8 protein-coding genes and 2 pseudogenes are annotated in these 12,968 nt (G+C 45.6%); 6 read left to right on the forward strand and 4 right to left on the reverse strand.

Features of this window, described 5'->3' with window-relative positions; translation table 11 throughout:
• Window positions 1-159: 159 nt before the first annotated feature.
• Entirely contained in the window at window positions 160-2,247 is a 2,088-nt protein-coding gene (locus KHO06_RS06275; protein WP_212582252.1) for an AsmA family protein, read from the forward strand.
• Window positions 2,248-2,370: 123 nt separating this feature from the next.
• On the opposite strand, the gene cobO is transcribed toward KHO06_RS06275, so the two are convergent.
• Window positions 2,371-2,976: a cob(I)yrinic acid a,c-diamide adenosyltransferase gene (gene cobO, locus KHO06_RS06280; RefSeq protein ID WP_010645686.1), complete on the reverse strand. Its 606-nt coding sequence runs from the start codon at window positions 2,974-2,976 to the stop codon at window positions 2,371-2,373.
• 117 nt (window positions 2,977-3,093) lie between these two features.
• Between cobO and KHO06_RS06285 the strand changes: the two genes are divergently transcribed.
• On the forward strand, window positions 3,094-3,543 hold the full coding sequence (locus KHO06_RS06285) for a low molecular weight protein-tyrosine-phosphatase (RefSeq protein ID WP_010645685.1): 450 nt from the start codon (window positions 3,094-3,096) through the stop codon (window positions 3,541-3,543).
• Between the two features lie 60 nt (window positions 3,544-3,603).
• On the opposite strand, the gene KHO06_RS06290 is transcribed toward KHO06_RS06285, so the two are convergent.
• Entirely contained in the window at window positions 3,604-5,163 is a 1,560-nt protein-coding gene (locus KHO06_RS06290) for a SulP family inorganic anion transporter (protein ID WP_010645684.1), read from the reverse strand.
• Window positions 5,164-5,488: 325 nt separating this feature from the next.
• Window positions 5,489-8,596: a ribonuclease E gene (gene rne / locus KHO06_RS06295; RefSeq protein ID WP_050912763.1), complete on the reverse strand. Its 3,108-nt coding sequence runs from the start codon at window positions 8,594-8,596 to the stop codon at window positions 5,489-5,491.
• A gap of 636 nt (window positions 8,597-9,232) precedes the next feature.
• Here rne and rluC point away from each other — a divergent pair.
• Window positions 9,233-10,176 (forward strand): annotated as a pseudogene (rluC, locus tag KHO06_RS06300) (23S rRNA pseudouridine(955/2504/2580) synthase RluC).
• A gap of 266 nt (window positions 10,177-10,442) precedes the next feature.
• On the opposite strand, the gene KHO06_RS06305 reads toward rluC, so the two are convergent.
• A complete protein-coding gene (locus KHO06_RS06305; protein WP_212582253.1) occupies window positions 10,443-11,024 on the reverse strand; it encodes a nucleoside triphosphate pyrophosphatase in 582 nt (193 codons plus the stop codon).
• A 149-nt stretch (window positions 11,025-11,173) separates the two neighbouring features.
• Here KHO06_RS06305 and yceD point away from each other — a divergent pair, with 149 nt between their 5' ends.
• The 3 genes and pseudogenes from yceD to plsX all read left to right on the forward strand — a co-directional run bounded on the left by yceD (window position 11,174) and on the right by plsX (window position 12,963).
• Window positions 11,174-11,698 (forward strand): 23S rRNA accumulation protein YceD, encoded by a 525-nt coding sequence (yceD, locus tag KHO06_RS06310; RefSeq protein WP_005444794.1) that lies wholly within the window; start codon window positions 11,174-11,176, stop codon window positions 11,696-11,698.
• A 59-nt stretch (window positions 11,699-11,757) separates the two neighbouring features.
• The gene (gene rpmF / locus KHO06_RS06315) at window positions 11,758-11,928 is read left to right on the forward strand and encodes a 50S ribosomal protein L32 (RefSeq protein ID WP_005396978.1); all 171 of its coding nucleotides are present in this window, start codon (window positions 11,758-11,760) and stop codon (window positions 11,926-11,928) included.
• A gap of 10 nt (window positions 11,929-11,938) precedes the next feature.
• Window positions 11,939-12,963 (forward strand): annotated as a pseudogene (gene plsX / locus KHO06_RS06320) (phosphate acyltransferase PlsX).
• Window positions 12,964-12,968 lie beyond the last annotated feature (5 nt).

Genomic DNA, 12,968 nt, shown 5'->3' on the forward strand with positions numbered 1-12,968 from the left:
GTATGAAGAAGTGGCACCTTAGGTGCCACTTCTTTTTTTGTTTTTAAATTAATCAGTTGCAATAGGAAATCGGACGTTTTTCACGCTTTTGTGGAACTGTCGGCGATTAATCAAGTCTGTGCTTATAATTGTAAAAACACTCGAGCAAGGAAAAAGCGAATGAAAAAACTGCTCTTAATCATTGCCATCCCAATTGTGGCGATTTTGGCTGTTATTTTAGGGTTAGTGATTTTTGTTAATCCAAACCAATTTAAACCTCTGATAGTGGAACAAGCTCAAAAGCAAACCGGCTTAGAACTCGTTATTGACGGGGACATTAGCTGGCAGTTTTTCCCATCAATTGGCTTCGAGCTAGGCCGCACTGAATTAAGAAATCCACAAGGCTTCAGCCAACCTAACCTGTTTAAAGTTGAAACGGTCGGCGTGGATGTGTCTGTTACTCCTTTGTTCAGCAAACAACTGGAAATTGGGAATGTCACTCTTGATGGTGCTGAGTTCTACCTTGAAACGCTGAAAGATGGTACCAAGAACATTGATGCGCTAACCAAAGCACAAACCCAGCAAGCAGAAAAAACCACGGAAGCAACGCCAGAGCAAGCGGCAGACTCTCAGAGTGCGGCTTCTGATTGGACGATCAATCTAGCTGGCGTCACCATCTCTAATGGCTATGTTGAAATCCAAGACAAGCAAGCGGGTAGCTACACTAAGCTGTCGGATATTTCTTTAAACCTTTCTCAGTTTGCCTTTGATAGCTGGACAACGGCAGATTTTGGCGTGAAAGGTGAAATGAATGATCAGACGTTTACAGCGCAAGGTAAAGCGGATTTCAAACTGGCGAAAGGTTTGACTAGCTACGCTCTGAAAAACATCAACTTTGATGCAACTTACCGCGATCCTGCCAACAAAATTGAATCTGCGACCATCGGTTTAGAGACGTTCGAATTCGATAAAGCAAACAACCTAAGCTACGCATTGAAAGGCGAAGCCGGTGGCATGAAGCTTGATATGCAAGGTGGCGGTGAGCTAAACGTCGATAAAGCTATCAGCAAAGTGCAGTTGAACAAGTTGACGTTGAACTCAACGTTTGAAGGAGATGCGCTTCCACAATCACCAATGAAAGTTGATATGGCTTCAGATCTCTCTTTCGATCTTACTAAGAATCACTTGAGCTTCGTATTGGAAAAGCTAACAGCAAACGCAATTGCATTGGATGGTAAAGCGGACGTGACTTTGGGTGAGATTCCGAAAGTACGCTTTGCTGTGCACAGTCCTAACATCGACTTGGATGAATTCCTTGGCTTGAATAAGCAAGCTCAAGCGGGTGATCAACCAGCATCAGGCGGCAACAGTGCTCCTGCTGCTCCTGAAGTTGAACCAGACCTGTCTGCACTAAAAACGCTTGATGTGAAGGGCGATATTACGATTGATAAGTTCAAAGCCGCTAATGCGAAGATGGAAGCGGTAAAAGCAAGCTTCTCTGTCAATCGCGGTGTGTTCGATCTGACTTCATTCAGTTCTAAGTTGTACCAAGGTACGATTACTGCAACCGCTAAGCTAGATGCACGTAAATCACCAGCAACTTACTCAGCGAAGAAATCAATTAAAGGTGTCCATATTCAACCATTGTTAATCGATGTGGCAAACAACGACATGTTGGAAGGTACTGGTAACATTGATGTGAACGTTAGTGGTAAGAGTCTAACGCCAACCGGCATCAAGAAGAACCTGGCCGGCACTATCGTGATCAATTTTGCCGATGGTGCTGTGAATGGCATCAACGTTGCTCAACTGATTCGAGAAAACTACGCACGATTCAAAGGTCAAAGCCTAGAAGGCACGGATGAAGTTAAGAAAACAGACTTTAGTGCCATGACGGCGACGTTGAAGCTGAACAAAGGTGTGGTTTCTACCGATAACATGAAAGCGCAGTCTCCACTTCTTCGTGTTCGTGGTAAGGGTAAAGCGAACTACTTAAACGAAACGGTCGACTTCACTATTAGCACTTCGATTGTGGGCTCGTTAGAAGGCCAGGGTGGTAAGAACATTGATGAACTGAAGGACATCACTATTCCTATCAACGTTTCTGGTAAGTGGGCTGATCCTAAATTCAAGCTGGTTTTCGATGACGTATTGAAGCAAAAAGCACAGAAAGAAATTGACCGTGGTGTAGACAAGCTAACGGATAAGATCAAAGACGAGAAAACCAAAGAAGCCGTAGATGGTTTGTTGAAGAACTTATTTAAATAACGAACCAAGCTTCCTAGCTATATATCGTTAAAGCAAAAGGGTTGGCCTGAGCCAACCCTTTTTTAGTTTGTGCATTATTCGAATTCTTTGGAGCTTTATTCGCTCGGAGAAATCTTTAAACCATTACCAATCGACACCTTTTAGGGCTTTTACGCCGGATTCGAAAGCGTGCTTAACGTTCTTCACTTCGGAAACGGTATCTGCCATCTCAATTAAGGTGCGGTGTGCACCGCGACCAGTAATTACGACAGATTGCATCTTCGGGCGGTTGTTCAGCGCTTCGACCACTTCGTCTAAGTCGATATAGCCATAACTCACCATGTACGTCAGCTCATCAAACAGAATCACATCAATAGATTCATCTTTAAGCATGCGCTTACACTCTTGCCACACCAATTGAGCGGCCTGTGTATCGGCTGTTTTATTTTGCGTTTCCCAAGTGAAGCCCGTAGCCATCACTTGAAACTCAACGCCGAGTTTCTCTAGTAGGTTACGCTCGCCATTATCCCATGTACCTTTGATAAACTGAGCGACGGAACATTTCAATCCATGGCCAACGGCACGCGCTATGGTGCCAAAACCGGATGTCGATTTACCTTTACCATTACCAGTGATGATAAGTAGTAGGCCTTTTTCTTCTTGGGCAGCGGCGATTTTAGCGTCTACCTGCTCTTTTACTTTCTGTTGGCGAGCCTTATGGCGTGCTTCTTTGTTTTCTTCGATAGACATAATACTTCCTCAATTCCGTTGTGTGCTTTGCCCGTGGTTACTTGGGTTCATCGAATTATCTCGTTATGATAGACCAACAGTTGGTGAAGAAAAACCATCGATAATTCAGGGAATAAAATGAAGAAACTACTCGTTGTTTGTATGGGAAACATTTGTCGTTCGCCAACAGGTGAAGCAGTATTAAGAGCGAAAGCTAAAGAACTGGGCATTTCAGTGGAAGTGGACTCCGCAGGGACTATAGGTTACCACGCCGGAAATCCTCCCGATGCACGCTCCATGCAAGCAGGAAAGCAGCGAGGCTATTCGTTTAAAGGAATGCGTTCTCGTAAGGTAACGGTAGGGGACTTTGATGAATTTGATATGGTGTTAGCGGCCGACAAAGCGAATCTTGCCGATCTATTGGATATTTGTCCGACAGAGCATCGCCACAAAGTGTCGTTATTCTTAAGTCATGGTGATTCAGACTATGACGAGATTCCGGACCCATACTATGGCGGAGATGCGGGTTTTGAATTGGTACTGGATTTGATTGAAGATGCGTCGGAAGTGATTTTGAAAAAGCTCTAAGTAGTGACAAGCGACAGATAGCAAAAGGGATGAGTCATGCTCATCCCTTTTTCGTTTTCATTAACCTGCAAGTACGTCGGTTGCAACCTTGTAGCTTGGGTCTTCTTTCACGTTGATTTCAACCAAGCTGCCCGCTTTATCTAGAAGCTTGCGGCAGTCAGGGCTCAGGTGACGTAGGTGAAGTGTTTTACCTAGTACAGCGTAGCGCTCAGCCAGAGTCTCAATTGCCTCAATAGCTGAATGGTCTGTTACGCGAGAGTCTGCAAAATCGACAATGATGTCTTTTGGATCGTCTTGAGCATTAAACAACTCAAGGAAGTTTGCAGCAGAACCAAAGAAGATAGGGCCGTGGATCTTGTACTCTTTTGAACCTTCTTCGTTTAGACGCGTGTCTGCGTAGATATGTTTAGCATGCTGCCATGCAAACATTAGCGCAGATGCAATCACGCCAACGGCAACTGCAACCGCTAGGTCAGTCAGTACAGTCACTACTGTTACTAGAACGATAACGAAGAAATCTTGCTTAGGTACACGACGCGCAAGTTTGAACGTTGCCCATTCGAATGTACCGATTACCACCATGAACATAACACCAACTAGCGCAGCCAGTGGAATCATTTCAATCAATGAAGAAGCAAACAGGATAAACATCAGTAGGGCAATAGCCGCAACGATGCCTGATAAGCGACCACGACCGCCGGAGTTTACGTTGATCATTGACTGACCAATCATCGCACAACCACCCATTGCACCGAACACTGAGCATGTCATGTTCGCCATGCCTTGGCCGATACATTCACGGTTTGATTGACCACGAGTATTGGTCATTTCATCTAGTACCGTCAGCGTCAGTAGAGACTCAATCAGGCCGATAGCAGCAAGAATGATTGCGTAAGGCAAGATGATCTGCAGTGTTTCAAGAGTGAAAGGTACAGCTGGAATAGAGAAGGTCGGAAGAGAGCCCGCCAAAGTCGCTGCTTCGTCACCAGACATAGTACGTAGGAAGTCAACAACTGTGCGCGTTTCTAGATCCAAACCCACAACAAGAGCCGTCACCGTCACGATTGCTACTAGAGAAGACGGTACCGCGGTTGTGATCTTTGGTAGGAAGTGAATGATCGCCATTGTTAGCGCAACGAGACCTAGCATTAGCAGCATTTGGTCTTGTGGTAGCCAAGTCAGCATGCCGTTGATGTCAGGCGCTTTAAACTGACCTAGCTGCGCAAGGAAGATAACGATAGCTAGACCGTTTACAAAACCAATCATTACTGGGTGTGGAACAATTCGAATGAATTTACCCAGCTTGAATAGGCCTGCTGCGATCTGAAGAATACCCGCGAGCATAATTGCGGCAAACAGATATTGAACGCCGTGAGTCGCCACTAGCGATACCATAACTACCGCCATAGCGCCGGTTGCACCAGAAATCATACCTGGGCGACCACCGAAAATAGAGGTGATAAGGCCGACGATAAAGGCTGCGTACAAACCAACCATAGGGTCTACACCAGCAACGAATGCAAATGCTACAGCTTCAGGAACCAGTGCTAGCGCAACCGTAAGACCTGATAGCACATCGTTTTTTACGGAGTGCTTAGAAAATTGAGGAAATTCGAACATGTTTTAAATTGGGTTCTCTTGGCGATGAATTTCTCCCGACACATATTCGTATTGCACAAGTACTGATGGGGAAGCGAAGTCGCTTCTAACAGTACAAACCGTAGTAAAAAAAGAGCAGCATCAGAATGGTGTCGAAAACTTGAGTCGGCGAATGCTACCGAAAAGTGTGATTAAGTTCAACAAAGAAGGGGATATTGACGCACAAATGTGATCGGTAGTTGATATTAATATGAACAATGAAAGCCAACGGGCTAAATAACAAAAAAGGCTGCCAATCGGCAGCCTTTTCATTAGCTTTTCGCTTTGTGTAAAGACAAATTACAACTTAGCTAAAGTTTGGCTTTGTCATACCTGCAGACGCACGGTTTGTTGCTACTTGGCTACCTGCGCCTTTTGGTGCGTAGCGTTCAGCTTTAAACGGTGCTGCTGTAACAGTGATTTCGCGAAGCTCTTGAGGACCCGGCGCTTTTGTCATCGGTGCGCTAGCACGTGGCTTGGTCGCTACCTTGATAACTTCTGCTTTAGGCTCTGGTGTTTCTACTTTCGCTTCCGCTGTAACTTGTTCTACAGTTTCTGCTACTACTTCGACTACCGGCTCTTGAGTTGGCGCCGCTTCTGCTACTGCAGTTTCAGTTGTTTCAACTACAGGTGCTTCTACGATTGGCTCAACTGGTGTCGCTTCTGCTGCTACAGTTTCAGCTTGCTCTACAACTGCTGCTTCAACTACTGGTGCTGCTGCAACCGGTGTTTCTACAACTGGAGCTTCTACTTTCGTTTCTACAGGTTGTTGAACTTTTGGTTCAACTACTGGCGCTTCAACGACTGCAGGTTGCTCACGGCGAATGATCACTTTACCCATCGCCATTTCAGGACAAGCAAAACCACCTTGGATTGCAGGTACTGCTGTTGCAACAACCGCTGCTTCTTCCTTCACTCGCTCTTCCTTCTTAGGCGCTGGTTTTGGAATGTAGCGTGGCATTACTTTACCCATTGCCATCTCAGGAGAGGCTACACCACCTTTGCGTAGGCGGAATGGGTTAGGGCGACGATCGCGACCGCGACGACGACGTTGGCCACTTGCACGTAGGTGACGTGGTGAACGACGGTTACGACGCTGTTTAGATTCTGCTTTGTTGTCTTGTTGTGCTTCTGCTGCTGCCTCAACTGGCTTTTCAACAGGTGCTTCAACCGCTTCAACGACTGCTTGTACAGGTACTTCCTGTTCAGCTTTCTCTGCCGCTTGCTGATCTTTAACACGTACAGATTTGTTCAGTTTGCGACGCTGACGGCGCTCTTTCACTTTCTCTGCTTTCGCGTTTGACTTCGCTTTGCTTTCTTCCGGCTTCGCTTCTGTACCAGTGCGTGCTTCAGCGGCAAGTTGCAGACCTTTTTCTGCTACCTTCGCATTTGCTTTTGGCTCTTGTGCTTTTTCAGCTTGTTGAGCTCTAGGCTTACGTTTCTGGTTGCGGTTTTGCTGCTTATTAGGCTGCTGTTGCGTTTCGTTTTGCTCAGTCGCTTGCTCTTCACGTGGCTTACGGCGACGTTTGTTATCGCGGTTGTCACGACCTTCGCGGTTATCGCGTTGGTTGTTGTTGCGACGACGATCGTTGCGGTCACGTTTGTTACGCTTGTTATCGCGGTTTGGCTTCTTCTCTTCTTTCTTAGGCTCTTCTTTTACTTCTTCAGAACCACCGAATAGGAAACTGCCAAGCGCTTTAAACAGACGGCTGATGAGACCTGGTTTTTCTTCCTGTGGCGCTGCTTCTTTCTTCTTCGCAGCTGGTGCAGGTTTAGACGTTGCAGCAGGAGCTGGTGCTGTTTGCGTTGGCGCTGCGAAACCTTTCAGTACAGGCTCTTCGATGCGCTTAGGCTTAATATCAACTTCTGCAGGTTCTTTGCCTTCTGCTTCTTTCATCGCTTCCAGTTTCTTAGGAAGTAGGTAAGAAAGCAGGTCGAACTCTTCACCCTCACGAACACGGATAACTTCAAAGTGAGGCGTTTCCATGTCTGAGTTAGGAACAACAGTGATCTTCACTTCTTGAGTGCGTTCAATGTGGTTCACAGAGCGACGTTTTTCGTTTAGAAGGTAAGACGCGATTGGCACAGGTACCACAGCAAGTACTTGTGCTGTGTTGTCCTTAAGCGCTTCTTCTTCAATAAGACGAAGAACAGAAAGTGCTAGAGACTCGTTGTCACGAACCACACCTGTACCCGTACAACGAGGACAAATATGGTGGCTTGCTTCCGCTAGAGAAGGGCTCAAACGTTGACGAGACATTTCCAAGAGACCGAAGCGAGAAATGCGACCGATTTGAACGCGAGCGCGATCTAGACGAACGGCTTCACGTAGACGGTTTTCTACTTCACGCTGGTGGCGTACTGGCGTCATATCGATGAAGTCGATAACAACCAGACCACCAAGGTCACGTAGACGCAATTGACGAGCGATTTCGTCTGCTGCTTCTAGGTTGGTATTAAGTGCTGTTTCTTCGATATCGCCGCCTTTCGTTGCGCGAGCAGAGTTGATATCGATAGAAGTCAGTGCTTCTGTTGGGTCGATTACGATAGAACCACCAGATGGTAAGCGCACTTCACGTTGGAAAGCCGATTCAATTTGGCTTTCGATTTGGTAGTGGCTGAACAGTGGTACTTCGCCATCGTATTTTTTAACGCGGCTGATGAAATCAGGACGAACCAATTTGATGTGCTCTTTAGCACGCTCATAAATGGTGTTGCTGTCGATTAGGATTTCACCGATATCACGACGTAGGTAGTCACGGATTGCACGAACGATTACGTTACTTTCCTGGTGGATTAGGAATGGGGCAGGGTTAGAATCTGCCGCGCCCTTAATCGCGCTCCAGTGGTTAAGTAGTACGTTCAAATCCCACTCTAGTTCTTCTGCGCTCTTGCCAACGCCAGCAGTACGAACAATCAGGCCCATGCCTTGAGGCAGTTCCAGAGTGCTTAGTGCAGCTTTAAGTTGTGTACGCTCATCACCTTCGATACGACGAGAAATACCGCCGGCACGAGGATTATTAGGCATAAGAACAAGGTAGCTACCCGCAAGAGAGATGAAAGTAGTTAGAGCTGCGCCCTTGCTACCACGTTCTTCTTTTTCCACTTGCACGATCACTTCTTGGCCTTCTGTTAGCACTTCTTTAATGCTAGGACGGCCTTGGTAAGTGTAACCTTCAGGGAAGTATTCGCGGGCAATTTCTTTAAGAGGAAGGAAACCGTGACGCTCAGCACCGTAGTCAACAAATGCGGCTTCTAAGCTTGGTTCGATACGTGTGATACGTCCTTTGTAGATATTCGCTTTTTTAGATTCATGACCTGGACTCTCGATATCAAGATCGAAAAGTCGCTGGCCATCAACCAGAGCGACACGCAACTCTTCTTTTTGAGTTGCGTTGATTAACATTCTTTTCATTGAAAATTTCTCGTTGTCTTTTCTTTATCTTTCTTTGCAACTTGCCACTGTTTTTTCACTCTTTCACGGTGCCTGATCCCATGGCTATATTTTGCAGCCTCCCGGCTGGAAGGGGATGCTCTAGGGCACTTCAGTCATCACAAACTTCTTTGGGTTTCGTTGGAAACGTAAACTTGTGACCCGCTATACGGAGCGGTAGATACTCAACGTGAATATGCGAGGAGTAGAGTGACAAGTGTGTTGAACTCAATGTGTCTTACGCCAATGCTGCACCTGACATTCAACAGTCTACTCACATTGCTTGGGGATAAATGATTGGTAATGAACAAAATGTAACCAAACCTTCCTTAGCAGCTGTGAACTATAGCAGCGCAGGTGGATATCAGCAATCTGCTTTAACGTAAACGATGGAAAATTTGGCGCTAAATTCAATTTTTGTAATTTATAACTGGCTGTTTCATAAGCAGTTGAGTCTCGCAAACTGAGAAAGACGCAAATTAAATCGAGAAGTTGATAGAGAGTTTTAATAATTTAAACAAAAGCTTGGCGTGTTTTAGCTCGATGAACGGCAACAAGTGTTTCTTTTGCGGCAAGAATAATGTGAAGTCGTACAGATTTGGGTTTACAATACCGCCCATGAGCGAAATAAGAACAAAAGTCCAGTTCGTTGATATCGACGAAGACATGGCGGGTCAACGCATTGATAACTTTCTGCGTAACCAATTAAAAGACATTCCCAAAAGCATGATTTACCGAATCGTGCGTAAGGGTGAAGTGCGCGTTAATAAAAAACGTATTAAAGCCGAGTACAAACTTAAGGCAGGCGACCTCGTACGTATCCCTCCGGTAACGGTCGAGAAGAAAGAAGACGATGTCGCACCGAGTACTAAGTTAAATAAAGTGGCAGAACTAGAACATATGATCATTTTTGAAGATGACCATATGTTGGTGCTAAATAAACCATCTGGTACAGCAGTACATGGTGGCAGTGGTTTGAAGTTTGGCGCGATTGAAGCACTTCGAGCGTTACGCCCACAGGCACGCTTCTTAGAACTGGTTCATCGTATTGACCGTGACACTTCCGGCATTTTGTTAGTTGCTAAGAAGCGTTCGGCATTGCGTCATCTGCAAGCACAGTTCCGTGAGAAGACAGTGAAAAAGTTCTACTTCGCGCTTGTCATGGGTGAGTGGAAAAACAGCTGCAAAGTCGTTAATGCGCCGCTACTCAAAAATGAAGTAAACAGTATCGTACGTGTGAACCCAATGGTAAACCGTCAGAAACGCGCTTCAAGGTTTTGGAAAGGTTTGAGCAGGCGACGTTGATTCAAGCAAGTCCGATTACCGGCCGTACTCACCAGATTCGTGTGCATACTCAATACACGGGTCACCCAATCGCATGGGATGATCGTTACGGTGACCGCCGCTTTGATGCTTATACTGGCCAAGTTGGTTTGGACCGTTTGTTCCTTCATGCGGCGAACATCAAGTTCCAGCACCCATCGAATGATGAGTGGATGGAGATCAACGCGCCGATGGAAGCTAAGCTTGAAAAAGTGTTGGTAGGTCTACGTAAGAAGTAGAGGCGAGAGTATCTACATCCTTCGGGGCTGCAAAAAGCTATGTAAAAGCCGGTGTTAATACATCGGCTTTTTTGATCGTCGAGTTTGACCACAAGGGCGTGCGGAGTGCAGCGCTCCTATACTCGGAAGTGCTCCGTTGGAAGGCAATTAAAAGAAACTAAGTTCTAACGGGAGTTGACAGAATCTGTTCCCAGAAAGGCAAAATATCGCCGATTCCCGATTCCCGATTCCCGATTCCCGATTCCCGATTCCCGATTCCCGATTCCCTACAAAACCTCTAACCCTTGCTTTTGCAGCATGTCGATCAAATCAATCAGTGGCAGGCCGACTAGCGTATTTGGATCTTTACCGACTAACTTATTAAACAGGCAAATGCCCATTCCCTCGCTCTTAAAGCTGCCGGCGCAATAAAACGGTTCCTCTCTGTCTACGTAACGCTCGATTTGTTCGCGAGTCAAATCCCTAAAATGCACTTCAAAGGTATCGAAGCCGACTTCAGTATGATTTGTCGCGGTGTTATGTACCGCAAGCCCGGTATAAAAAGTGATGGTTTTACCGCTTTGAGCTAATAACTGCTTGATCGAGTTTTCTCGATTTAGTGGCTTACCGATAATTTGGCCATCGATAACACAAACTTGGTCACTGCCAATGACCAAACTGTCCTGAGTTGTGTGGCAAGAAGTCGCTTTTCCCATCGCGAGCCTTTGAACCAGTTCTAAAGGGGTTTCATTGGGTAAAGGAGTCTCGTCACAGTCTGGTGATAAACAAGTAAAAGGTACTGCTAGTTTTTCCAGCAGTTGTTTACGAAAAGGGGAGGTTGAGGCTAAAACCAGTTGGTAATTTTTCATTTTGAATTACAATTCGCAAAAGCATTTCCGATAGGATAATCGATCAAAATCGATTCTGGCTAATGCTCTGTACGTTAAGCGTAAAAAAGTACAACTTTTTTGCCTTTTTCTTTGACTAATTTTGATTTGGAAGATAATATTCGCGCCCTATGCAAAAGGTAAAAATACCGCGAACGGTTGATCCGGCGAAGTCCGCACAGAAACGATTAGATTACGATGGCATCATCCAAGCTAGTCTTTTCAAGCGCTTAGCGGAAACAACTGAAGGCGTAAAACGCGACGCAGAAGTCTCATTGTCATTTGATATTGATGAACAGCGACTTGTTGTTATCTCTGGTAAAGCTAACATCGAAGTCGATTTAGAGTGTCAGCGTTGTAATGAGGTATTCACACACATGTGTGAAGTTGAATTCCTTTACACTCCTTACTACGGTGAGAAGACTGAAGAGGAAGCACCAGAAATTTATGATTTGGTAGATCTAAATGAGTACGGTGAATTAGACCTTATACAACTGGTTGAAGACGAGTTCATCTTAACATTACCTCAAATCGCAATGCACGATGATGCGGATTGTAGCGTTGACTCAAATAACATGGTTTTTGGTGAGATTCCTGAAGAAATTGAGGAAGAAAAACCGAATCCATTCGACGTTTTGAAAAATCTGAAAAAGTAACTGGTGTGGTAGCCGCTTCTTCTTTAGGTTTTTAACCCAATAGTATAGGAGTAGGGTCAATGGCCGTACAGAAAAACCGTAAAACTCGTTCTAAGCGCGGTATGCGTCGTTCACACGATGCGCTAACTACAGCTGCACTATCTGTAGACGCGACTTCTGGTGAAACTCACCTACGCCACAACGTAACTGCTGAAGGTTACTACCGTGGTCAAAAGGTTATCAACAAGTAAGGTTGAACCTTTGCAAAGTATTACCGTTGCACTTGATGCAATGGGCGGGGATTTCGGTCCACGCGTAACAGTGCCTGCCGCCGTGCAGGCACTGTCTCATTCCCAGAGCTAAAAGTGATTCTTATAGGTGATCAATCCCTGATCACGTCTCAATTATCTCAACTAGGTACCTCTACCAGTTCTCGTTTGAGCATTCTTCACAGCGAGAAAGTGATATCCAATTCAGAAAAGCCCTCTTTAGCATTACGTAATAGCCAAAATAGCTCCATGCGTATGGCCATTGATCTCGTTTCTGACGACGAAGCAGATGCTTGTGTGAGCGGTGGTAACACCGGAGCCTTGATGGCGCTCTCACGATTTGTTCTTAAGTTGCTTCCTGGTATTGAGCGTCCTGCTTTAGTTTCCGCCTTACCGACCATCAGTGGTAAACGTACTTGGATGTTAGATCTTGGTGCGAACGTGTCGTGCGATGCTGACTCGTTGTTTCAGTTTGCCGTGATGGGCAGTGCATTAGCAGAAGAGCACCTAGGTCGACCTCCTCGTGTTGCTGTGCTAAATATCGGCGCAGAAGAAATTAAAGGTAATGATTTAGTCAAACGCTGTGCAGAAATGCTTTCTCAAACCGACGCAATCAATTTTGTCGGTTATATTGAAGGTAATCAAATTTTGCATGACGTGGCCGATGTCATCGTTTGTGATGGCTTTGTCGGTAACGTATGCTTAAAAGCCAGCGAGGGAACAGCGCAACTCTTTATCGAAAAATTAAAAACCAGCATGATGGCATCGACGATAAAGGGTTGGATTGCTAGAAAGTTGTTTTCTCGGCTATTTAATGAACTAAAAACACTGAACCCCGACCAGTATAACGGCGCAAGTTTGCTAGGATTGCGCGGCATTGTCATAAAAAGCCATGGAAGTGCGGATGTATCTGCGATTGTCAATGCACTTGGCGAGGCAGTACACGAGGTCAAACGACAAGTACCAAGCCGTATTAGCGATCGTTTGGAAGCGGTTTTACTCGAGAGGCATTATTAGTCTTC

It is taken from the genome of Vibrio sp. B1FIG11 (genome assembly GCF_905175335.1).
Classification (GTDB): domain Bacteria; phylum Pseudomonadota; class Gammaproteobacteria; order Enterobacterales; family Vibrionaceae; genus Vibrio; species Vibrio campbellii.